This is a genomic window from Saccharothrix sp. ALI-22-I, from assembly GCF_001984175.1.
Lineage (GTDB): Bacteria > Actinomycetota > Actinomycetes > Mycobacteriales > Pseudonocardiaceae > Actinosynnema.
In genome coordinates this window covers 116,846-138,124 of sequence record NZ_MTQP01000049.1, presented here as the reverse complement: position 1 = coordinate 138,124, position 21,279 = coordinate 116,846, and the positions used below count along the sequence as shown (strand labels likewise).

At 70.3% G+C, this 21,279-nt stretch carries 22 protein-coding genes and 1 pseudogene; 14 read left to right on the top strand and 9 right to left on the bottom strand.

Annotation, left to right across the window (positions count from 1 at the left end; all coding sequences use genetic code 11):
* Positions 1-39 precede the first annotated feature (39 nt).
* A complete protein-coding gene (locus tag ALI22I_RS10290; protein ID WP_077005220.1) occupies positions 40-828 on the bottom strand; it encodes an SDR family oxidoreductase in 789 nt (262 codons plus the stop codon).
* Between the two features lie 53 nt (positions 829-881).
* Between ALI22I_RS10290 and ALI22I_RS55540 the strand changes: the two genes are divergently transcribed.
* Positions 882-1,361, top strand: a complete 480-nt coding sequence (locus ALI22I_RS55540; protein WP_443216918.1) for an IS3 family transposase — start codon at positions 882-884, stop codon at positions 1,359-1,361.
* Positions 1,301-1,492 carry a DDE-type integrase/transposase/recombinase gene (locus ALI22I_RS48995; RefSeq protein WP_143532109.1) on the top strand — a complete coding sequence of 64 codons (192 nt, stop codon included), beginning with the start codon at positions 1,301-1,303 and terminating at the stop codon, positions 1,490-1,492. The genes ALI22I_RS55540 and ALI22I_RS48995 overlap by 61 nt, the downstream gene beginning before the upstream one ends.
* A 58-nt stretch (positions 1,493-1,550) precedes the next feature.
* On the opposite strand, the gene ALI22I_RS10280 is transcribed toward ALI22I_RS48995, so the two are convergent.
* The 5 genes from ALI22I_RS10280 to ALI22I_RS10260 form a co-directional block, all read right to left on the bottom strand.
* Positions 1,551-2,105, bottom strand: coding sequence for a hypothetical protein (locus tag ALI22I_RS10280; RefSeq protein WP_077005219.1), 555 nt, complete (start codon positions 2,103-2,105; stop codon positions 1,551-1,553).
* 88 nt (positions 2,106-2,193) lie between these two features.
* On the bottom strand, positions 2,194-3,288 hold the full coding sequence (locus ALI22I_RS10275) for an XdhC family protein (RefSeq protein ID WP_077005218.1): 1,095 nt from the start codon (positions 3,286-3,288) through the stop codon (positions 2,194-2,196).
* Positions 3,289-3,299: 11 nt separating this feature from the next.
* Entirely contained in the window at positions 3,300-5,486 is a 2,187-nt protein-coding gene (locus tag ALI22I_RS10270; RefSeq protein ID WP_077005217.1) for a xanthine dehydrogenase family protein molybdopterin-binding subunit, read from the bottom strand.
* Entirely contained in the window at positions 5,483-6,466 is a 984-nt protein-coding gene (locus ALI22I_RS10265) for an FAD binding domain-containing protein (RefSeq protein WP_077005216.1), read from the bottom strand. The genes ALI22I_RS10270 and ALI22I_RS10265 overlap by 4 nt, the downstream gene beginning before the upstream one ends.
* The gene (locus ALI22I_RS10260; RefSeq protein ID WP_077005215.1) at positions 6,463-7,074 is read right to left on the bottom strand and encodes a (2Fe-2S)-binding protein; all 612 of its coding nucleotides are present in this window, start codon (positions 7,072-7,074) and stop codon (positions 6,463-6,465) included. The genes ALI22I_RS10265 and ALI22I_RS10260 overlap by 4 nt, the downstream gene beginning before the upstream one ends.
* 104 nt (positions 7,075-7,178) lie before the next feature.
* Here ALI22I_RS10260 and ALI22I_RS10255 point away from each other — a divergent pair, with 104 nt between their 5' ends.
* The 3 genes from ALI22I_RS10255 to ALI22I_RS10245 all read left to right on the top strand — a co-directional run bounded on the left by ALI22I_RS10255 (position 7,179) and on the right by ALI22I_RS10245 (position 8,992).
* Positions 7,179-7,892: a TetR/AcrR family transcriptional regulator gene (locus tag ALI22I_RS10255; protein ID WP_077005214.1), complete on the top strand. Its 714-nt coding sequence runs from the start codon at positions 7,179-7,181 to the stop codon at positions 7,890-7,892.
* A gap of 132 nt (positions 7,893-8,024) precedes the next feature.
* Positions 8,025-8,249 carry a hypothetical protein gene (locus ALI22I_RS10250; protein WP_238598266.1) on the top strand — a complete coding sequence of 75 codons (225 nt, stop codon included), beginning with the start codon at positions 8,025-8,027 and terminating at the stop codon, positions 8,247-8,249.
* A gap of 26 nt (positions 8,250-8,275) precedes the next feature.
* Positions 8,276-8,992 carry an ArsR/SmtB family transcription factor gene (locus ALI22I_RS10245; protein ID WP_077005238.1) on the top strand — a complete coding sequence of 239 codons (717 nt, stop codon included), beginning with the start codon at positions 8,276-8,278 and terminating at the stop codon, positions 8,990-8,992.
* 124 nt (positions 8,993-9,116) lie between these two features.
* Here the strand turns inward: ALI22I_RS10245 and ALI22I_RS10240 are convergent, their stop codons facing one another.
* Positions 9,117-9,467 (bottom strand): transposase, encoded by a 351-nt coding sequence (locus ALI22I_RS10240; protein ID WP_238598264.1) that lies wholly within the window; start codon positions 9,465-9,467, stop codon positions 9,117-9,119.
* A 35-nt stretch (positions 9,468-9,502) separates the two neighbouring features.
* Here ALI22I_RS10240 and ALI22I_RS10235 point away from each other — a divergent pair, with 35 nt between their 5' ends.
* The 9 genes and pseudogenes from ALI22I_RS10235 (at position 9,503) to ALI22I_RS10200 (ending at position 16,543) form a co-directional block, all read left to right on the top strand.
* The gene (locus ALI22I_RS10235) at positions 9,503-9,916 is read left to right on the top strand and encodes a pyridoxamine 5'-phosphate oxidase family protein (RefSeq protein ID WP_077005213.1); all 414 of its coding nucleotides are present in this window, start codon (positions 9,503-9,505) and stop codon (positions 9,914-9,916) included.
* A 33-nt stretch (positions 9,917-9,949) separates the two neighbouring features.
* Positions 9,950-10,012 (top strand): annotated as a pseudogene (locus tag ALI22I_RS55535) (hypothetical protein); the annotation flags it as partial.
* 58 nt (positions 10,013-10,070) lie between these two features.
* The gene (locus ALI22I_RS53455) at positions 10,071-10,319 is read left to right on the top strand and encodes a hypothetical protein (RefSeq protein ID WP_238598263.1); all 249 of its coding nucleotides are present in this window, start codon (positions 10,071-10,073) and stop codon (positions 10,317-10,319) included.
* Between the two features lie 28 nt (positions 10,320-10,347).
* The gene (locus ALI22I_RS10225) at positions 10,348-10,602 is read left to right on the top strand and encodes a substrate-binding domain-containing protein (RefSeq protein ID WP_077005211.1); all 255 of its coding nucleotides are present in this window, start codon (positions 10,348-10,350) and stop codon (positions 10,600-10,602) included.
* A 68-nt stretch (positions 10,603-10,670) separates the two neighbouring features.
* Positions 10,671-11,708 (top strand): LacI family DNA-binding transcriptional regulator, encoded by a 1,038-nt coding sequence (locus tag ALI22I_RS10220; protein ID WP_077005210.1) that lies wholly within the window; start codon positions 10,671-10,673, stop codon positions 11,706-11,708.
* An 84-nt stretch (positions 11,709-11,792) separates the two neighbouring features.
* Positions 11,793-13,091 (top strand): ABC transporter substrate-binding protein, encoded by a 1,299-nt coding sequence (locus tag ALI22I_RS10215; protein ID WP_077005209.1) that lies wholly within the window; start codon positions 11,793-11,795, stop codon positions 13,089-13,091.
* Between the two features lie 99 nt (positions 13,092-13,190).
* Positions 13,191-14,102: a carbohydrate ABC transporter permease gene (locus ALI22I_RS10210; protein WP_238598262.1), complete on the top strand. Its 912-nt coding sequence runs from the start codon at positions 13,191-13,193 to the stop codon at positions 14,100-14,102.
* A 1-nt stretch (position 14,103) separates the two neighbouring features.
* Positions 14,104-15,015: a carbohydrate ABC transporter permease gene (locus tag ALI22I_RS10205; RefSeq protein ID WP_077005207.1), complete on the top strand. Its 912-nt coding sequence runs from the start codon at positions 14,104-14,106 to the stop codon at positions 15,013-15,015.
* Positions 15,016-15,079: 64 nt separating this feature from the next.
* Positions 15,080-16,543 (top strand): glycoside hydrolase family 32 protein, encoded by a 1,464-nt coding sequence (locus ALI22I_RS10200; protein WP_077005206.1) that lies wholly within the window; start codon positions 15,080-15,082, stop codon positions 16,541-16,543.
* Positions 16,544-16,604: 61 nt separating this feature from the next.
* Here ALI22I_RS10200 and ALI22I_RS10195 read toward each other — a convergent pair whose 3' ends face one another.
* Positions 16,605-17,639 carry a LacI family DNA-binding transcriptional regulator gene (locus ALI22I_RS10195; RefSeq protein WP_202970911.1) on the bottom strand — a complete coding sequence of 345 codons (1,035 nt, stop codon included), beginning with the start codon at positions 17,637-17,639 and terminating at the stop codon, positions 16,605-16,607.
* Positions 17,640-17,769: 130 nt separating this feature from the next.
* Positions 17,770-21,096 (bottom strand): GH32 C-terminal domain-containing protein, encoded by a 3,327-nt coding sequence (locus ALI22I_RS10190; RefSeq protein ID WP_083751608.1) that lies wholly within the window; start codon positions 21,094-21,096, stop codon positions 17,770-17,772.
* Positions 21,097-21,279 lie beyond the last annotated feature (183 nt).

Here is a 21,279-nt window from a genome sequence, read left to right as displayed (position 1 = left end):
TGCTTTTGTCGAGGCCGGCGTCCTGGAACACCGGCGGCGTCAGCCCATGGGGAATTCGCCGCCGTCCACGATGAGATTCCTCCCGGTCAGCCAGCCGGCCCGGCCAGACACGAAGAACAACACCGCGTGGGCGATGTCGTCGGGCTGACCCTCGCGCCCCAGCGGCGGGGTGTCGTCGACATTGGTCGCTGCCGGCGCCGCCCCCGTGCGCGCGGATACCTCCGCCCACTGCTTCCGCGTTGCTTCGCCGCCAGGTGTGGCGACTCTGCCGGGAGCCACGGTGTTGACCCGGACTCCGAACGGGGCCAGCTCCATGGCTAGGCCCCGGCTGTAGTTCTCCAGCGCCGCTTTCGCCGTGGTGTAATGCAGGAACGGTCCTACCGGGGTGAGGACCGCGGACGAGGAGACGTGCACGATCGCGCCCGAACTCCGTTCCCGCATCCCCGGTACCAGCAGCGAGTCCAACCGCACCGACGACAGGAAGTTCAAGTCCAGCGCGTGCTGCCACTCCTCGTCGGGGATGGCCGAGACGCCTTCGTGCGGTCGCGCCCCACCCGCGTTGTGGACCAGGATGTCCACCCCACCGAGCATCTCCTGCGCGGCCGCGGCGAGCGCCTCCGCTCCATCCCGTGTCCGCACGTCGGCTTCCACGAAGGTGGCCCCCTCCGGCACCGTGCTCGTCGCCGACCTGGCGGTCGTGAGCACCTCGGCGCCCGCGTCCAGGAACTGGCGCACGACGGCCGCTCCGATTCCGCGAGTACCACCCGTGACCAGGGCCCGCTTTCCCGCGAGTTCTCGCGTTTCCGATCCGTTTTCGATCGTGGTCATTCCACCGGTCCTCTCGATTGCGTGTTCGTCCGCTCGATGGAAGAAGGATCGACGTGCGCAGAGCGCGAATCTTCGGAGAAATCGCGGTGAGCACCTCATCGAGCTGTTTCACTGTACGTCCGGAAAAGAACGAGAGGCAAAGACGAAATGTGAGCAGGTGCCATAGGGAACTCCTATGGCATCCCGGCCCCTCCGCCCGTCGACGACAGGACGCGGACTTGGCCGAACAGATCGTCGCCATCCACGACGAATCGCGGGGCACCTACGGAGCACCGAGGGTGCACGCCGAACTCCGGACCCGCGGCCACCGGCATTCCTGCAAACGCGTGGCCCGACTGTTGCGGCAGGCGGGGCGCGCCTGCCGTGCCCCGAAACGGTGGCGCACCACCACCGTCCCCGACCCGGCGGCGACCACTGCACCAGATCTGATCCGACGCGATTTCTCCTGCGCCGCAACGGAGGTCGACACCCGGTGGGCGGTGACATCACCTATATCCACACCTGGGAGGGGTGGCTCTACCTGGCCACCGTGATCGACATCGCCTCACGCCGGGTGATCGGCTGGGCCACCGTCGACCACCTGCGCACCGACCTGGTCGCCCAGGCCCGAGCGCGTCCGCGTCGGCGAAGGCGAACCGGGCGTGGTCGACCGCGATCCTCGTGAGCGGGCGCCGATCTGCCACCGCCCCGTCGCCGAGCTCGATCCGGATGCGGGCCCATCCCTACTGCCCGTGCGTGGCCACGACCCGCAGCGTCCGGTCGGTCGGCACGCCGCCGACCGGGACGACCGGCACACCGGCGATCAGGAAGTCCGAGTCGCCCGCCTCGATCGCGTGCCGTACCCGCTCACGGTGCGGGACCCGATGGGAGAACCGGTGCAGCAAAGCACTGAAACCGTGCGCACGGCAGTGCTCGTCGAACTTCGCGGTGAACTGTTCCGCCGCGTGCTCGGGGATGTCGTACAGCCTGCGGCCGGACTGGTGGTCGAAGGACCGCGCCGCGGTGTCGGCGTCGGGACCGACGACCTCGAAGTCGACCGCCGCGACACCACCGGGTCCCCCGACCTCGTCCGGGGAGCGGTCCCCGGACCACAACCCCAGGTACCCGCCATCCACCAGCACGAGGTGCCCGGACGGACAGGTCGCCGAGCCGAGCTCGACGTCATCCACGGCGCGCAGTCTACGAACTACGCACGCGACCACGATCATCTGCCGGTCGCTGGGCACGAACACGGTGTGCCGCAGTGGCTCGTCGAGTCGGGTGGCCTTGCGGACCATCGGGCTTACGGCTGGACGTAGGCGTGTCGGGCTGGTGCGTTGGGGCGACTTCGGCCGTCGCGGGGCAGCTGCGAAAAACGGCAGAAGATCAACATGTCATGCTCGGGAAGGACTGCACGAGGGCGGTGGTCGGCGCGGCCGGCGGGACGCAGGCGTGGATGGGGCCGGTGAGGTCGGTCAGCGGGAGGCCCGTCGCCTGGTGGCGGTGGGCGACGATTTCGGCGGCGATGGACAGGGCGGTCTCCTCGGGGGTGCGTGCGCCCAGGTCGAGCCCGAGCGGTGATCGCAGGCGGGCGAGTTGGGCCTGGGTCACGCCGGCTTCCACCAGCAGGCGGGTGCGTTCGCGGTGGGTGCGGCGCGATCCCATCGCGCCCACGTAGGCCAACGGCATCCGCAGTGCCGTGGTCAGGACGGGGATGTCGAACTTCGGGTCGTGGGTGAGCACGCACACGGCTGTGCGCTCGTCGACCTCCGTGCGTTCCAGGTAGCGGTGCGGCCAGTCCACCACCACCTCCGCGGACGGGAAGCGACGGTCGGTGGCGAACACCGGTCTCGGGTCGCAGACGGTGACCCGGTAGCCGAGCAGGTTCCCCACGTCGCTGAGGGCGGCGGCGAAGTCGAGCGCGCCGAACACCAGCAGTCGTGGCGGCGGTGCGGCGACTTCGACCATGACCTCGATGGGCGCCCCGGTACGTCGGTCGACCGTGCGGACGACCTGCGTCGTCCGGCAGGCCGTGACCTCGTCGTCCAGTGCGGGGTCGCCGAGGGTTCCCGAGGTGGCGCCGTCCCGGACGGTCATCGTCCGGCCGGGCGTGCCCGGTGGGCCGGTGACGATCCGGGCCAGGAGCAGGTGGTGGGCCGCGTCGGGCAGCAGTGGTGTCGGGTGGACGAACACCTCGATCGCCCCGCCGCAGGTCAGTCCCACGGCGAAGGCGGAGTCGTCGGACCAGCCGAACCGGTGCACCACGGGCTCACCGGTGGCCAGCGCCTCGCGGCACAGCTCGTAGACCGCTCCTTCGACGCACCCACCGGAGACGGTACCCACCACCTCTCCCCTGTCGTCCACGGCCAGCGCGGCACCCGGCGGGCGCGGGGCGCTGCCGCTCACCGACACCACCGTGGCGACCGCGAAGCGGCGTCCTTCCCGCCGCCACGCGGTCAGGTCTTCGACCAGTTCGAGCACTGCCGCCTCCTCTACAGCAGCTTGTCGCGCGTGATGGGCAGGTCCCGCACGCGTCGGCCGGTGGCGTGGTAGACGGCGTTGCCGATGGCGGCGGGCACCCCGGTGATCGGGGTCTCGCCGAAGCCGCGCGCCCCCAGGGCGGTGCTGCCGGGGTCCGGGCGGTCGACGAAGTGGCTCTCCACCGCCGGGGTGTCCGCGCACACGGGCACGAGGTAGGTGGACAGGTTCGGGTTGACCACCCGGGCGGTGTGCCGGTCGTAGACGGTGTGTTCCATCAGCGCGTGCCCGATGCCCCACGTCACGCCGCCGAGCACCTGGCCGCGGGCGGTGCGGCGGTTCATCACCCGGCCCATGTCGTGGGCGGTCGCGACGCGGGTGACGCGCACCGAACCCAGCCTGGCGTGCACGCGCACTTCCAGGAAGACCGCGCCGTAGGAGTGGCCCGGCGCGTTGGGCAGGCTGCCCGTCGCCTCCACCGGTCCGCCGTGCCTGCCGAGGACGGCGCGGTAGCTGTCGCGACGCGCGCGGTCGCGCACGTGGAACAGGTGGCCGTGCCCGGTCACCACCTCGTCCGCGGGAACGCCGGCCAGTGGGGACCGCTGATCGGCCACGGCCAGTGCCACCACCGCGTCGCGCGCGGATCGGGCGGCCTTGTCCACGGGACCGGTGACGCTGGCGATCGTCGCCGAGCCCGCCGACACGCTCGCGAACGGCAGCGCGCTGTCGCCGATGACGGCGGTGACGGCGTCGAGGGGCATGCCCAGGGCGTCGGCGGCGACCTGGCTGATCACGGTGTAGGTGCCGGTGCCGATGTCCTGGGTGGCGATGCGCAGCACCGCCCTGCCGTCGGCGCCGACCGTGACCGACGCGGTGACCGGCGGGTTGGCCGGTGCGGCGGCGAAGGTGTGCGCTTCGGTGGCCATGCCCCAGCCGACGTACTCGTCGCCGTCCTTGGTGGCGCCGGGTCGGGGTGCGCGCCGGGACCAGCCGAACGCCTCGGACGCGATCCGGTAGCAGTCCAACAGGTGCTTGCCCCTGATCATCGCGCCGGTCTCCTGGTTGACCGCGGTGTGGTTGCGCCGTCTCAGCTCCACCGGGTCCACGCCCAGTTCCCAGCTCAGCTCGTCCAGGGCGGTTTCCAGGCCGAAGTGGGCGGTGGTCTCGGGTGAGCGCATGTAGCTGGACGTGGCGATGTCGAGCGGCACGCCCTCCTGTCTGATGTGGACGTTCGGGCAGTCGTACAGGGTGCTGGTCGAGTCGCTCTCGTTGAAGATCGACTCCTCGGTGCGGGTCAGCTGCGCCGTGGTGGTCTCGACCAGGGCGGTTAGCTTGCCCTGCCGCGTGGCGCCGATCCGCAGGTGCTGGCGGAACTCGGCGCGGTGGCCGGTCAGGGTGAACATCTGGGCGCGGCTGAGCACCAGGCGGACCGGTCGCCCCGCCAGCCGCGCGGCGGCCACGGTGAGGATGGTGTGCGACCAGACTGGTCCCTTCGCGCCGAAGCCACCGCCCAGGAACGGCGCCAGCACGCGGATGCGCTCCGGTGGCAGGCCGAACGCCACGGCCAGGACCGACCTGGTGAGGTTGACGCCCTGGGCGGTCTCGTGCACCGTCAGGCGGTCTCCGTCCCACTGGGCCGTGGTGGCGTGCGGCTCGATCGGGTTGTGGTGGCGCGTCGGGCTGGAGTAGCGGACCTCCAGCCGGACCTCTGCGGCAACCAGCGCCTCCGCCGCGTCGCCGCGGGTGATCTCGTTGGGCCGGTCGCGGAACGGGCGTGGCATGTGGGGCGGTTCGGTCGCGTCGTCGATGGACGCCGTCGGCGGCTCGGCGCGGTAGTCGACGCGCACCAGGTTCGCGGCTTCCTGCGCCTGCTCCACCGTCGCGGCCAGCACGATCGCCACCGGTTGGCCCGCGTGGTGGACCGCGGTTCCCTGCAGCGGGATGAACCCCTTGCAGTACGGGAACGGGGGCACGGTCAGGCGGGGCAGGTCGAGGTGGGTGTAGACCGCGACCACGCCGGGGTGCGCCAGTGCTTCCGAGGTGTCGATGCCCACCACTTCGCCCCGGGCCACCGCGCTGGTCACCAGGAACCCGTGCAACGCGCCGGGCACCGGGTCGTCCGCCGGGTAGCGGGCGGCGCCGGTGACCTTGGCGCGGCCGTCGACGCGCGACACGGGACGTCCCACCAGACCGCCGTTCATCGCAGACCTCCCAACCCGCTGAGCAGTTCCACCAGCGCGCGCTGCACCAGCGCGACCTTGAACCCGTTGTGCCGCCGCGGCACGGCCTCGCGCACGAGTGCGCGGCCGGCCCGCTCGATCGCGTCGACCGTCAGCGGCGCGCCCCGCAGGACCGCCTCGGCCTCGGGCGAGCGCCACGGGGTGGTGGCGATCCCGCCGAACGCCAACCGCACGTCGCGCACCCTGTCGCCGCGCAGCTCCAGCACGGCCGCGACCGAGACGACGGCGAACTCGAACGTGGCGCGGTCGCGCAGCTTCAGGTAGCGCGAGCGGACCGCGGTCGTGCGGCGCGGCACCTCGACCGCGGTGATCAGCTCGGCGGGCCGCAAGACGGTGTCGACGTGCGGCGCCTGCCCCGGTCGGAGGTGGAACCCGTCCATCGGGACGTGTCGCGGGCCGTCCGGGCCGAGCAGGTGCACCACCGCGTCGAGGGCGAGCAGTGCCACCGCGAGGTCCGACGGGTGGACGGCGATGCAGTGCTCACTGCCGCCGAGCACGGCGTGTCCGCGGTTCCAGCCCTCCAGCGCGGGGCACCCGCTGCCCGGCGTCCGCTTGTTGCACGGCGAGGCCGCGTCCCGGAAGTAGCCGCACCGGGTGCGTTGCAGCAGGTTGCCGCCGATCGTCGCCATGTTGCGCACCTGGGGTGACGCGGACGCCTCCAGCGCCTCAGCCAGCACGGGGAAGTTTTCGCGGACCGACCGGTGCTCGGCCACCTGCCGCATCCGGGCCAGTCCGCCGATGCGCAGGCCGCGCGTCGAGTCGGTGATCGAGGCCAGGTCGAGCCGGTTGATGTCGACGAGGTGCTCGTGCCGCTGGGCGCCGTCCCGCATGAGGTTGAGCAGGTCCGTGCCGCCGGCGATGAACGCGGCGCCCGGCGCCCGCCGCACCGCGCGCACCGCCTCCGCCGGTTCCCGGACCGGGATGTAGCCGAACGCCCTCACCTGCCCACCTCCCGGGCCGCGTCGGCGACCGCCGTCACGATGTTCTGGTAGCAGGCGCAGCGGCAGAGGTTGCCGCTCATCCACTCGCGGATCTCCGCCTCCGTGCCGGCGTGGCCCTCCCGGATGCACGCGACGGCGGACATGACCTGCCCGGACGTGCAAGCGCCGCACTGGAAGGCGTCGTGCCGGATGAACGCCTCCTGGACCGGGTGCAGCCGGTCACCGTCGGCCAACCCCTCGACCGTGGTGATGTCGCTGCCCTGCCTCATCACCGCCAGCGTCAGACACGCCTTGACGCGCTCGCCGTCGACCAGGACGGTGCAGGCGCCGCACTCCCCCCGGTCACACCCCTTCTTCGTGCCGGTGAGCCCCAACCGCTCGCGTAAAGCGTCCAGCAGCGTCACTCTCGGCTCCACTGTCAGCACATGTTCGCGGCCGTTGACCGACAGGGCGATCTCCGCGCTCTCCCCCGGCGCGATCACGCTCGGGGCGGTGGCCCCGGCGAGCGCGACGGCCGGTGACAACGCGGTGCCCGCGGTCGTGACGGCGGCGGACTTCAACACCGTTCGACGTGTGTAGGCCCGTGCGGGACGGGATGGATCCGGCACCGCATCCTCCTCGACTCGGAATATAACAGCGCTATAGCCTGTCCTGTAACAAGTTATACCCGTCCCGTGTAACGGTGGCAAGGCTCGGCGTATATCGTCGTTATATGGTTGGATCGACGCGGCAGCACATCCTCGACGTGACGGCGGACCTGCTCCGCAGCACCGACGTGGAGTCCGTCTCCATCCGCGACGTCTGCCAGGCCGCCGGGATCACGGCCCCGACGCTGTACCACCACTTCGGGGACAAGCGCGGACTGCTCGAAGCGGTCGCGGCCGAGGGCTTCGCCCGCTACCTGGCCGAGAAGCACGCCGACGGACCGTCCGAAGACCCGTTCGACGACCTCGTGACCGGCTGGGACCGCCACGTCCGGTTCGGCCTGACCCACCCGGCGTTCTACGTACTCATGTACGGCGGGACGAGGTCGCACGAGCACCCCTCGGCACAGGAGGGGTTGCGGGTGCTGCACGGCATGCTGGTCCGCCTCGCCGAACAGGGCCGGCTGTTGACCACACCGGAGGAGGCCGTGCCGACCATCCACTCCGCGTGCGTCGGCACGACGCTGGCGCTCGTCGCCGCCCCGGACGCCCCGGCCCACGCCGACCTGTCCCGCCGGGTCCGCGATGCCGTCCTCGCCGCCGTCGTCAAGCAGGAGCAGCCGGCCGAACAGAGGACGGAAGCCCTGCCCGGCACGGCCCGAGCACTGCTGGCAACCCTGAGCGCCCACCAGGACCCGCCCCTGTCACCCGGCGAGAAGCTGCTGCTGACCGAACTGCTCAGCCGCCTGGCTTCCACCCCCGCACCAGGCCAGGCCAGCTGAACGGCGAGTGGCCGGAGAACCGCCGTCAGCGCGGAGCGACCGGCCGAGGCCTGTGGGGTGCCAGAACTCTGCAACGGGTCACCGACCTGTGGCGATCGCGCATCACCGATCACAAGAGAATGATCGTGAGGCGTGGTGTTACGACTGCTGTACCTGATCTCCGTCCGGCTCGTCGGCTGGCTGGTTCTGCTCGGCCGGTCTTCCGCGGCCAAGGACCTCGAACTGGTGGTGCTGCGGCATGAGGTCGCCGTGCTGCGCCGGGCCACTCCCCGTCGACCGTTGGACTGGGCCGATCACGCGGTGCTCGCCGCGCTGGTGCACCGACTCCCCTTCCGTTGCGCGGACACCGACTGGTGACACCGGGGGCGAGTGGGAGGAAGACGATGGCCAGACTGGTCGACCCGGGTAACCCGGTCCAGGACGCCGTCGTCGCATTGGCCCAGGCGCTGGCCGACCCGGTGCGACTGACCACGTTGCAGGTGCTCGCCACCGAAGGCCCGCGCACCGCGATCCAGCTCGCCGGCGCGCTGGGAGTTCCGCCGCCACGACTGGGCAACCACCTGGCCAAGCTGCGCGCGGGCGGACTGGTGACCGTCGAGCACGCGGGCCGGCACGCGGTGTACCAGGTGGCGCGCGAAGACCTCTCCGGTGTGCTCGCAGCGCTCGCGCACTACGCCGGCAACGACACCATCGCCCCCGCGCAACGCCCGGCATCCACTGTGGACATCGCGCACACCTGCTACGACCACACTGCCAGCCTACTCGGGGTGAGGATATTCGCGCTCCTCGTCGACCGCCGCGCTCTCCGCCCCTCCGACGGCTCCAGCCCCGAGCTGCAACTGGGCCCCGAGCCGACAGCTTTCCTCGAGCTGGGGGTGGATCCGGCCGCGGTCGCCCCTGGCCGCCGTCGGCTTGCCACGGCCTGCCTGGACCGGACGAACCGCGTCCCACACCTCGGTGGAATGCTCGGACACCGGGTCCTGGAAGCGCTGCTGACCGCCGGCCTGGTCCGCCGCCGAGGCGACGGGCGGGAGTTGCAGGTGACGGAGCTGGGTGTCCGGCGGCTGCCGGCGGTGGTGCCGGGCTTCACGGCCGTCTGACCGGAAGACGCGGCCGGGGACGCCGCTCGACGCCTGCCCGGCCGAACCCCACGCCGACGAACCGGCGCACTGCATCCGCACCGACCGAGCCGGCCCGACACGCCGCGATCTAACCCTGACAATATCAATCTCTGTACGCTACAGAGGTTGAATTGTCAGGATTACGGTGGCTCCGTGTCGAGGGTGAGGCGGTCTGGGCAAGGAAGCCGGCCAGCAGGTCGGGTCGGTGCTGGATGCGTTTGAGCCGGTTGCGCACGATGGCGGCGAGGTGGTCGACGTTGGTGACGGCGAGGTTGCCGAGGCTGCGTTTGACGTGGGACCAGACGCCTTCGGTGGGATTGAGGTCGGGGGCGTAGGCCGGTGGTTGGATGACGTGCAGCCAGTCCCGACTGCTGACCAGTTGGCGCGTGGCGGCGCTGATGTGGGTGGTGAAGTCGATCCGGGGTGCAGTTCCGGCCTGGTCGACACCATTCAACCTCTGCAGGAACGGCGAGGCATAAGGTAGCTCTCATGTTCCGCGATGAGGATCTTGCCCTGCTCGCACGGCCGCTGTACGCCTTCCTCACCGTTGCACCACGCGGTGAACGCTGGCCGGCGCCGCGCCCGGTGTGGTTCGAGGTAACCGACGACGGCGACGTGCAGATGTTCTCCGTCCCGGATGCACCGAAGCTCGACCGTCTCCGGGAGCACCCCCGTGCTTCCGTCGTCGTCGCAGCTCCATCTGGTGAGCCCGAACACTGGGTAGCGGTGGAGGGCTCGGTCACTCTCCACGATCAGGGTGGCGCCGAGCTCACGGCTCGTCTCGCCGAACGATACTGGGACATGAGCGACCCGAACCACCAGAAGTTCCTCGATGAGTGGCGTACCAGGGGCGTGGTGCGCATCGTCGTCCACCCAGAGGTGGTGAACCGCTTCTCCGCCTGACCTGTGGGGTGCCAGAACTCTGTCGTGTGCAGGATGTTGACCTTGGTCGATCGTGAGGCGATCTCCCGTGGTCTGGCCGAGTCGTTGGAGTACAAGGAGATCGCGGCCCTGATCGGGCGTAATCCCTCGGTCGTCTCGCGTAAGGTGGCCCGCCATGGTGGTCGTGAGGGGTACCTCGCGGGAAGCCGTGCTCCACCTGGAAGGGCTCGCCCACGCCGGTCCGACGCTGCGCGAAGAACTCGTCCGCTCCGACCTGCACGGCCCCGATGCCGCGGCGTCCGCCACCGCGGCCCTGTTCGACCTGGACGAGCCGCCGACCGCGCTGTTCACCGCGCAGAACCTGATCACTGTCGGCGCGATGAGAACCTTGCGCGCCCGCGGCCTGCACACCGGGTCGCGCTGATCGGCTTCGACGACTTCCCCTGGCTGACATGCTCGGACCCGTTGTGACCGTGCTGCGCCAGGACGTGCCCGCGCTCGGCCGCAAGGCCGCGGAGCTCATCTTCGCCCGCATCGGGGGCGATCAGTCCCCGCCGACGCACGCCGTCGTACCGGCCACCCTCGTCCAACGTGGTTCGGGCGAGTTCACGCCGCCGCACGACCAGGTCGGTGCCGCCCGGACGCCGTCACGCACCGGGCGCGATGACGTCCTCGTGTCACGGCCCCGGCCGGACACGGGTGCGTAACAGGTCGTTGACAGCCGCTTCATCCTGATGAATCCTTCACCAAAACCAGTGCCCAAACGATTTGGCAGGTGGCGGTGAAGCGCATCGGGATCAAGGACGTGGCGGCGGCCGCCGGTGTTTCCGCGACCACGGTCTCCCACATCCTCAACGAGGTCGAAGGCAAGCGGATCAACGCCGACACCCGGGCCAACGTGCTTCGCGTGGCCCGTGAGCTGGGGTACCGCCCGAACAGCCTGGCGCGCGGGCTGCGCACGAGCCGCACCTACATGGTGGGTTTCGTCGGCGACGAGATCGCGACGACGCCGCATGCGGGTCAGATCATCCGGGGCGCGCAGGACGCGGGCACCGAACTCGGTCTGCTGCTGCTCATGCTGAACACCGGGGGCGACGCGGAACTGGAGCGCAAGGCGATCGCGCTGCTGGTCCAGCACGGCGTCGACGGCATCCTCTACGCGTCGATGTACCACCGGGTGGTGCAGGTGCCGCAACAGCTGCGTTCGGTGCCCACCGTCCTGGTCGACGCGAGTGCGGATGACCCCGCGGTCCCCTCGGTGGTGCCCGACGAGGAGCAGGGTGGGTTGACGGCCACCCGGGAGCTCCTGGCGCACGGCCATCGCCGGATCGGGTTCGTCACCAACATCGACGACATACCCGCCACCAGGGGCAGGCTCGCCGGGTACCGGGCCGCGTTGACGGAGCAGGGCATCGGATTCGATCCCGCGCTGGTCGTGGCCGACCGCTCGGACGCGCCCGGCGGCTACCGCGCGGCACGGGTCCTGCTGGAGTCCGCGCACCGACCCACGGCCCTGTTCTGCTTCAACGATCGCATGGCGATGGGCGCCTACCGCGCGGCGGGCGAACTCGGCCTCGCGATCCCGGCGGACCTGTCCGTGATCGGCTTCGACAACCAGGAGCTGATCAGCGAGAACCTCTACCCCGCCCTGAGCACCGTCGCCCTCCCCCACTACGAGATGGGGGCGCGGGCGATAGCGCGTCTGCAAGCCGTCATCGACCTGTCGGAGACCACCACCGGTCCCGCGCTCCAAGAGGTGCTGCAGTGCCCCCTGGTGAGCAGGGACTCGGTCGCCCCGCCGCCCCGGTCTTGACCACCGGAGCGACGGATCGACACAAGTGGGCGGCCGCTTGCACCGGCCGCCCGACGAGAACCAGCCCAGCACGATGGAGGAACCATGAATGCCAAGACCAGACGGCTCGTCACAGCGAGTCTAGTGGCCGTCACCACGACGGCCGTACTCGCGGGCTGCGGCGGCGCCGACGGCGGTTCGGGCTCCGAGGGAGGCGTCCTGAAGTTGTGGACCCACAACGCGGGCAACGCCGCCGAGTACGACGTCGTGGAGAAGGTGGTCAACGACTTCAACGCGAGCCAGACCACGTACAAGGTCGAGATCGAGGCGTTCCCCCAGGGTTCCTACAACGACGCGGTCGTCGCCTCGTCGTCGTCGAAGAAGCTGCCCTGCATCCTCGACGTGGACGGCCCCAACGTGCCCAACTGGGCTTGGGGCGGGTACCTGGCCCCGTTGGAGCTCTCGGGTGGCGAGGTTCCCTTGGACGACCAACTGCCCAGCACGGTGGGCAAGTACCAGGACAAGGTCTACGCCTTCGGCTTCTACGACGTGGCGCTGACGATGTTCGCCCGCAAGTCGGTGCTCGACGAGAACGGCATCCGCATCCCGACCCCGGAGCAGCCGTGGACCCGTGCGGAGTTCGCCTCGGCGCTGGCCGACCTCAAGGCCTCCGGCAAGTTCGAGTACCCGTTGGAGATGGGCACCGGGGGCAGCGGCGAGTGGTGGCCCTACGCGTACTCCCCGCAGTTGCAGAGCTTCGGCGGCGACCTGGTCGACCGCGACGACTACAAGACCGCGGAAGGCGCGCTCAACGGGCCTGAGGCGCTCGACTGGGCGAAGTGGTTCCGCTCCCTGGTCACCGACGGGTACATGGCCCAGAAGTCGGGCGCCAGCCCCAACGACGACTTCCTCAACGGCAAGTCGGCCATCGAGTGGGACGGCAGCTGGAGCGCGGCCAAGAACGTCGAGAAACTGGGCGACGACCTGCTGATCCTGCCGCCGGTGGACTTCGGCAAGGGGCCGAAGATCGGCGGCGCCTCCTGGCAGTGGGCCATGAGCTCGAACTGCGCGAAGCCGGAGGGCGCACGCGCGTTCCTGGAGTTCACCCGCAAGACGAAGTACTTCACCGAGTTCGCCAAGGCGGTCGGCACCATTCCCGCGACGGACGCCGCCGCTGCGCAGATCCCCGGCTACGAACCCGGTGGCCGGTATGAGCCTCTGGTCCGGGCGGCCCGGGACTTCGCCGTGGTGCGCCCGGTGACGCCCGCGTACCCGTTCATCTCCTCGGTGTTCGAGAAGACCGCCAAGGACATCGTCGCGGGCGCCGATCCCGACTCGGCGCTGGGCGAGGCGGTCAAGCAGATCGACGCCAACTTGAAGATGAACAACTTCTACGCCGACTGACGGTCCCCGCCCCGCCCGCCTGGTGGTGACCTGATCGTCTCCACCAGGCGCGCCCGTCCCTGTCCGGAGGTCTAGTTGACCGCCGCTGTCCCCCTCCGCGTGCGCTTGCGACGCGCGCACAGCATCACGCAGGCCGACGCCCGACGCCGCGAGGGCATCGCCGCCGTCGCCATGGCCGCCCCCGCGGTCCTGCTGCTGCTGGTCTTCGTCGTCATCCCGATCGGCCTGGCGTTCGTGCTGGCCTTCACCAGTGCCCGCCTGGTCTCACCCACACCCGCCCGCTTCGTCGGCCTGCGCAACTTCGCCATGCTGGCCGAGGATCCGGTCTTCCTCCGCTCGGTGCTCAACACGTTCGTCTTCGCCGCCCTCGTGGTGCCCGTCCAGGCGGGTGTCGCCCTCGGGCTGGCCCTGCTGATCAACGCGCGCTTCCGGGGCACCAACTTCTTCCGCACCGTCTACTTCATCCCGGTGGTCACCTCCATGGTGGTGGTGTCGATCGTGTGGACGTTGCTGTACCAGAAGGACGGTCTGCTCAACCGGATCATCGAGGCGGTCACGTTCGGGCAGGTCGAAGGGCCCGACTGGTTGAACGACCCGTCGACCTCGCTGGCGGCGATCGTGTTCATGTCCGTCTGGCAGGGCGCCGGCTTCCACATGATCATCTGGCTGGCCGGGCTCCAGACCATCCCGGCCGACCTGTACGAGGCGGCCTCCATCGACGGTGTGAGCCGGTGGACGCGCTTCCGGTACGTGACCTGGCCGGGGCTGCGGGCGACCCGCACGTTCGTGCTGATCACCATCACCATCGCCGCGTTCAGCCTGTTCACCCAGGTCAACGTGATGACCCAGGGCGGCCCGCTGGACTCGACCACCACCCTGGTCTACCAGGCCGTGCGCAGCGGGTACCAGCAGCAGCAGACCGCGTACGCCTCCGCGATCTCGCTGGTGTTCTTCGTGCTGGTGCTGATCGTCTCACTCGCCCAGCGCTACCTCACCAGGGAGAAGGACTGACATGGCGACCAGGTCACCCCAGCCGGGTGCGACGTCCGGTCCCCCGACCGCGTGGCGGAGGCTGCCCGTCCACGCGACACGGGTCGTGCTCGCGTTGTTCTTCGCGTTCCCCGTGGTGTTCATGCTGGTCTCCTCGTTCAAGCCGGACCAGCAGATCTTCGGCGACCTCGCCGGCCCTCGCGCCTTCCTCCCGGTCGGCGATCTCTCCCTCACCAACTACACCGCGGTGTTCGACCGCGTGCCCGCGCTGCGGTTCCTGCTCAACTCGCTCGCCGTCTCCGCGATCACCGTCGTGCTGGGCATCGTGGTGAACAGCCTCGCGGCGTTCGCCCTGTCGAGGATGCGCTGGCGCGGCCGGAAGTTCCTGCTCACGGTCATCATCGCCACACTGATCGTGCCGTTCGAGACCTTCGCGCTGCCCCTGGTCTGGTGGGTCAACGAACTGCCGTGGCTCGAGGTGAACGGGTTCGGCCTCACCCTCACCGAGGGCTGGCTGGACACCTATCGGGTGCAGATCCTGCCCTTCGTCGCGTGGGGATTCTCGATCTTCCTGTTCCACCAGTACTTCCAGAGCATCCCCAAGGAGCTCGACGAGGCCGCGTTGATCGACGGCGCGGGGTGGTTCGGCATCTACCGCCGGATCGTCATGCCGCTGTCGGGTCCGGCGATCGCGACCGTGGCGATCCTGACGTTCCTGCCCGCGTGGAACTCCTACCTGTGGCCGCTCATGGTCGTCCAACAGGAGGAACTGCGCCCGGTCATGGTCGGGATCCAGTACTTCTTCCAGCTCAACCCCTCCTGGGGCGAGATCATGGCGTACTCGTCGATGATCACGGTTCCGGTGCTCGCGCTGTTCCTGGCCTTCCAGCGGTCCTTCATCAACAGCATCGCCTCCAGCGGCGTCAAAGGCTGACGACCCGCTCCTCCTCCGCAGCGCCGTGACGACTCCGGCGCGGCCTTCCGACCGAAGGACTCCTTTGTCGACCCCACCTCCCGACGTCCACCTGCCCGCGGTCCACCTCAGGCCGCCGCGGAACTGGATCAACGACCCCAACGGCCTCGTCTTCCACGACGGCCACTACCACGTGTTCTTCCAGCACAACCCGAACGGGCCCGAGCACGCCGGCATGCACTGGGGGCACTACCGCAGCACCGACCTCGTCACCTGGGAGGAACTGCCGGTGGCGCTGGCGCCCACACCCGGCGGTGACGACGCCGACGGCTGCTACTCCGGCAACGCGATCTCCGACGGGGAACGGATGCTGGCGTTCTACTCCGCCTACCGCACCGACCGCTGGTGGCAGCCGATCGCGTCCGCAGAGTCCGCGGACGGGGGGATCACCTGGCGCAAACAGCCCGACCTGGCGATCCCGACGCCACCCGAGGGCACGTCGATGTACCGCGATCCCTACGTCTGGCGCGAGGGCGATCGGTGGCGGATGCTCGTCGGCGCGAGCGTCGCCGGTGAACGCGGCGCGGCGCTGCTGTACGAGTCGTCGGACCTCGTCGACTGGCGGTATCTCGGGCCGTTCTTCGCCGACGGTCCGGGTGTCACGCCCGCGGCGGACGGCTGGACCGGGTGGGAATGCCCCCAGTACGCCGCCTTCGGCGACCGCGGGATCCTCGTCGTCAGTCTGTGGGACGCCGTCGCCGGTCCGCGCAGCACACGCGTCTACGTGGGCACCGAGCACGCGGACCGGTTCGTCCCCACCGGTCACCAGCCCCTCGACCACGGCCCGGACCTGTACGCCCCGGCCCTGCTGCACGCGCCCGACGGCCGCTGGCTGCTGTGGGGCTGGTCCTGGGAGGCCCGCGACACGGAGTGGTCCCGCGCGGCGGGCTGGGCCGGCGTCCTCACCGTTCCCCGGGAGGTCTCGCTCACCGAGGACGGACGAGTGCGCCAGCAGCCCGCGACCGAGGTCCTCGGGTACCGCACACGCAAGCTCGTGCACGCCACCGGCTGGTCCTCCGCGGAGGATCCCGGTGCGGACGACCTCGGCGCGGTCGGCGCGGCCTTCGACCTCACCGCCCGGTTGCGGCCGCGTTCGGACGCGCCGTGCGGCCTGCGCCTGGAGACCACTGCGGATGGCGCCGAACACCTCGACATCGTCATCGACCCGGTCGCGGACGAGCTCGTCGTGGACCGCGACCACGCCTCACTCGACGTCCGCGCCCTGAAGGGGCGCTACCGGATCCCGCCGTCCGGGGCGCGGGCACCGGACGGCGCGGTGGACCTCAGGGTGATCGTCGACGGCTCGATCGTGGAGGTGTTCCTGGGCAGCGGCGAAGCGCTGACGCTGCGGTGCTACCCGACCGGCCCCGTCCCCTGGCGGTTGCGCACCACCGGCGGGCCCGACCACATCGTGGACGTGTGGCAGCTGGAGGCCGGTGGGCAGCCGAGCACCACATCCCGGGACGAACTGCGCACCACCGCGAGCTGATCACACCCATCCTGCGAAGGGCCGGTCGGGAACGGTGTGTTCCCGACCGGCCCTTCGCCGCTCACGGGCGCGGCGCGGCCACCGATCCGCGCTCGCGCAGCGGCATCGAGACCCGGTGCACACCGGGGACCTGCGCTTCCTCGTCGAAGACCAGCTCCACCGCCCGACGTCCCATCTCGTAGTGCGGCAGGGCCAGGGTGGTCAGCGCGGGATGCAGCCACGAGGCGATGTCCTGGTCGTCGAAGGAGATGACCGAGACGTCCCCGGGAACCGACAGGCCCGCTTCGGCGAGTGCCTGGTAGGCCCCGAACGAGACGCGGTCGGTCGAGCACACCAGCCCCCGCAGCGGGATACCCGAGGTGAGCAGCGCCCGGACTTCGCGGTACCCGTCCTCGGCGTTCCACTCGCACTCCACCACCCCGTCGAGCATCGCCCGTTCGGCCCGCAGGACCTCCTGCAGACCGCGCATCCGCTCGATGCCCGCGAAGATGCCCTCCGGGGTCGCGGGCACGGCCTGGTGGCCGCCGATCGCCCAGATCCCCGAGCGGTGGCCGGCGTCGAGCAGCACGCGGCCGGCCGTCCGACCGGCCTCGATCTCGTCGGGGACCACCGACGGCGCGTCGAAGCCCGGGGCCAGGCAATTGAGCAGGACGACCCGGCGTCCGTGCAGTTCCTTCGGCGGAACGACGTAGCGGGTGAACATGGTCGCCAGGATCACGGCGTCGGCCTGCCGGTCCAGCAGCACGTTGACCACCGCGGACTCCGAGGAACCCGTTCCGCCGGTCTCGGTGATGATCAGCGCGTGGTCGCGTTCCGCCGCCGCCTCCAGGGCACCGCGGACCACGTCGCCCGCGAACGGGGTCGTGGTGATCCCGTAGGAGACGAAACCGATTGTCTTGGTGCTCTTGGTGCGCAGGCTGCGGGCCGTCGCGTTGGGACGGTAGCCGAGCGCCTCGGCCGCCTCCCTGACCCTGGCGCGGGCGGCCTCGGAGATCCGCACGCCCTCCCGCCCGGACAGCACGAACGACGCCGTCGTCGGCGACACGCCCGCGCTGCGGGCGACATCGGCCATGGTCACCCGTCGTCCACTCGTCATCGTCACCCCTCGTCCACTCGCGGAGGGCCGAGTGCGCCCCGACCGCGGCCTCCCGCCTGCGACAACAGTACGGTCCCGGTGCACGGGTCCGGCACCGCGCGGGTGCTCCGCGCGGTGCCGGACGGGCGGATCAGCCGGTCATGGCGCCCATGCGCCAGACGGTCATGGACTCGATCACCGCCCCGTCGCCGAACAGCCTCAGCCCGAGGGAGTCGTCGCGGTGCGGGTACGCGCGGGTCGTGATCGACTTGTGCGAGTTGGCGAACGCCTCGATCGACGACCGGTCGACGAAGACGTCGAGCGTGACCTTGCCGCCCTCCAACGCCAGCGGTCCGCTGTGGACGCCGAGGTCGGCGTCGAGGCTGGACCGGTTGCCCGAGCGCGTCCGGTCCACGCCGAACTGGCCGCTGCCGACGTCGTGGAACAGCCTGGTGCGCTCCTCCTCACCGGGGCTGCGCAGCACGTCCAGTCCGAAGCGCTGGGCCGTGCCCGGTTTCATGGTCAGCCGGATGTGCAGCATGTCTCCCTTGACCGCTGCCAGTTGGCTGTTGACGGCGTCGATGCCCGTCGGGGTCTGCACGTCCAGCAGCGGCGCCCCGGTGTGCAGGGCGGACACCTCGCGGACCGGGTTGATCCCGAGGTCGCCGTCGGGACGCGCGCCGAGCTCCACCGGCAGGCCGGCGTTGTGGGCCCACCCGGCGTCGTGGTGCGCCTGTTCGGTGCGGCGGTCCTGGGTGATGCTGAACAGCAGGGCCCTGCCGTCCGGGCCCACCGTGCCGCTGGGGCCGGTGAAGTGCTCGCCGTAGTCGAACAGCTTCGGCGTGGCGGTGTCGGGTGTCCAGCGGCGGGCGTTCGCGTCCCAGGTGCCGACCCAGTAGAAGGTGTTCTTGCTGCTGTGCGGGCTCGCGCTGGTGAAGGCCGGGTTGACCACGAACGCGTGCTTCTGCCGGCCCGAGGCGTCCTTGCCGATCGGCAGCAGCACCGGCAGCTCCCACACCTGCCCCGTCTTGGGGTGGGCGACGACGTCACCGGTCATGAGCGGACCGGCGTAGGTCCAGTCGGTGAGGTTGGTCGAGGTGTACAGCAGCGCGGTGCCGCCGACATCGCCGCCGGCGGTGGTCTGGACGCCGGACCCGACCAACTGGAACCAGGTGTCACCCTCCTGCCACACGTACGGATCGCGGAACTCCCCGAACCGGACCTTGCGCCCGGCGCCGACGTCGAGGTCGGCCTGCTGCTCGGTCACCAGGTCGGGGTCCATCCGCCACTCCACGAGGTCGGGGTCGTCCGGGTTCACCGGGCGGGCGATGCCCGTGGCCTGGTTGGGGCGCTTGGAGTCGTCGCCCGCGGTGATGAACAGCACCGGGTCGCCGTTCTGGTCGACGGTCGCGCCGCCGGACCACACCCCGTCGGGGGCGACGCTGCCCGCGGTGGGCGCCAGCGCGACCGGGAGATCCCTCCAGTGCACCAGGTCCTTGCTGACCGCGTGCCCCCAGCTGATGTTGTGCCAGTACGGGCCGTGCACATTGTGCTGGTAGAACAGGTGGTACTGGCCGTTGGCGAAGATCGGGGAGTGCGGCTCGTTCATCCAGTGGTTGGGCGCGGTGAAGTGGTACCCGGGGCGGTACTTGTCCCCGTCGTAGCGTGAGCGGTCCTGCACCATGTCGGCCGCAGGGATCGTCCCCCCGGAGAAGGTCGCCAGGGCCGCGGCGTGGTCGGCGGCGACCTCGGCGGGGGTCAGAGCCTTCCGGTGGAGCTTCACCTCGTCGATGAGCCCGCTGAACATGTTCACCGCGAAGGTGCCGTTGATGATCACCGGCTGGTTGTGCTTGCCGATCAGCAGCGGCACACCGGCCTGCTGGAGCCGGGCGCCGGTCGGGGTGGCCGTCTCGGCCACCTGTGCGCCGTTGAGGTAGAGCCGCATCCGACCCTGGGCCGGGTCGAACGTGGCGACCAGGTGCGCCCACGCGCCGGTGCGCAGGGCGGCCGACGCGGGGGTGGTCACCTCGCGCCAGGCGTCACCCGTGCCGATCCCGAACTTCCAGGTGCCGTGCCGTCCGACGCCGAGGGAGAAGCCCCGGTTCGCGGTCTGCTCCTGCTGGTTGACGATCGCGGAGACCTTGCCCTCGTCGCCCCACTCGAAGCCCTGCGGCGCGACCCACGCCTCGACGGTCAGGGCGTTCTGCTCCAACGGCATCGCCCCGGCGCTGCGGCTGACCCAGGTCGAGTAGCCGTCGAACAGCAGCGCCTTTGACAGCACGCCCTTGCCGTCGTTCGCGGGCTGCCACAGCGGGTCGCTCTTGGGCTTGTAGACGGCCTGGTTGAACACGTAGCTGATCGGGTCGGCCTGGCCGCTGACCCGTTCGACGGTCGAGGCGCCCGAGCCCTCCCGGAAGTCCCAGTGGGCGGCGGTGGTGCCGATGGGCTGGTCGAGTCCGACGCGGAGGTCGTCGAAGTTCAGGTGGCCCCAGCCGCCGGTGGACTGGTCGACCAGCTTGATCCGCAGCTGCTGCCCCAGGCGGTCGCGGACGTCCCAGGCGACCCTGCGGTACGCCTCGTCGTCGGCGCCGGTCGCCTTGTGCAGGACCGTTCCGTCGACCGTGGTCAGCGCTGCGTACAGGTTGGCCTCGTCGCGGCCACCGCCGACCAGGACACTGACCACACCGGTGCCTGTCACGGTGAACGGGTCCGAGGTAAGGGTGCCGGTCGCCGCGTCACCACCGCTCTTGAAACCCCACAGGTGATGGGTCCCCTGCTGGTTGAAGCAGCAGCCCCAAGCCCAGGTGGTGTCGGTGGTCAGCGCGGTGGTGAACGCCTGTCCTTGCGCTGTCCACCCTGTCAGGTTCCCGGTCTCGAATCCCGGGTTGGTGGCGCCGCTGCTCGCCGGCTGGTCGAGTCCGATGCGGACGTCGTCGAGGTTGATGTGGCCCCAGCCGCCGGTGGACTGGTCGACCAGCTTGATCCGTAACTGCTGGCCCAGGCGGTCGCGGACGTCCCAGGTGACCCTGCGGTACGCCTCGTCGTCGGCGCCGGTCGCTTTCCGGATCACGGTGCCGTCGGAGGTGGTCAGTGCCGCGTACAGGTTGGCCTCGTCGCGGCCTCCGCCGATCAACAGGCTGACCACACCGGTGCCCGACACGGTGAACGGGTCCGAGGTGAGGGTGCCGGTCGCCGCGTCACCACCACTCTTGAAACCCCACAGGTGATGGGTTCCCTGCTGGTTGAAGCAACAGCCCCAACCCCAGCCGGGTTCCGTGGACACGGCGTTCGAGAACGCCTGTCCCTGCGCCGTCCACCCGGTCAGGTTCCCCGACTCGAACCCCGGGTTGATCAGGGCATCGGGTTCCGCGGCGGCTGCCTGGGTCGCCAGTGGTGGACCGAGCGACGCGCACGCAAGCAGGGCGACAAGCATGAGCCTGGCGCGACGCACCAAGCCGCTAGCGGCATGACGTGCCATGGTGACGCCTCCTCGACATTGAGGTGCTAAATCGAAGCATCGTGAGCGCCGATGCTCCGCGTAGGCGTTCGAGGTAAACAAGGTGGTAACGAGGCAACTTTACTGTTTCGTTACATCTGGATGTCTCTTGTTCACCTTGATAATTCGATTTACCATAGGGCCGCGCTACCCCCTCCGCCGGAT

Excerpts from the sequence above, each read along its gene's own strand:
- ALI22I_RS10225 (WP_077005211.1), top strand. The coding sequence starts at position 10,348 with ATGCTCGGACCCGTTGTGACCGTGCTGCGCCAGGACGTGCCCGCGCTC.
- ALI22I_RS10280 (WP_077005219.1), bottom strand. The coding sequence starts at position 2,105 with ATGGTCCGCAAGGCCACCCGACTCGACGAGCCACTGCGGCACACCGTG.
- ALI22I_RS10215 (WP_077005209.1), top strand. The coding sequence starts at position 11,793 with ATGAATGCCAAGACCAGACGGCTCGTCACAGCGAGTCTAGTGGCCGTC.
- ALI22I_RS10270 (WP_077005217.1), bottom strand. The coding sequence starts at position 5,486 with ATGAACGGCGGTCTGGTGGGACGTCCCGTGTCGCGCGTCGACGGCCGC.
- ALI22I_RS10245 (WP_077005238.1), top strand. The coding sequence starts at position 8,276 with ATGGCCAGACTGGTCGACCCGGGTAACCCGGTCCAGGACGCCGTCGTC.
- ALI22I_RS53455 (WP_238598263.1), top strand. The coding sequence starts at position 10,071 with ATGGTGGTCGTGAGGGGTACCTCGCGGGAAGCCGTGCTCCACCTGGAA.
- ALI22I_RS10190 (WP_083751608.1), bottom strand. The coding sequence starts at position 21,096 with ATGGCACGTCATGCCGCTAGCGGCTTGGTGCGTCGCGCCAGGCTCATG.
- ALI22I_RS10195 (WP_202970911.1), bottom strand. The coding sequence starts at position 17,639 with ATGACGAGTGGACGACGGGTGACCATGGCCGATGTCGCCCGCAGCGCG.
- ALI22I_RS10205 (WP_077005207.1), top strand. The coding sequence starts at position 14,104 with ATGGCGACCAGGTCACCCCAGCCGGGTGCGACGTCCGGTCCCCCGACC.
- ALI22I_RS10235 (WP_077005213.1), top strand. The coding sequence starts at position 9,503 with ATGTTCCGCGATGAGGATCTTGCCCTGCTCGCACGGCCGCTGTACGCC.
- ALI22I_RS10255 (WP_077005214.1), top strand. The coding sequence starts at position 7,179 with ATGGTTGGATCGACGCGGCAGCACATCCTCGACGTGACGGCGGACCTG.
- ALI22I_RS10290 (WP_077005220.1), bottom strand. The coding sequence starts at position 828 with ATGACCACGATCGAAAACGGATCGGAAACGCGAGAACTCGCGGGAAAG.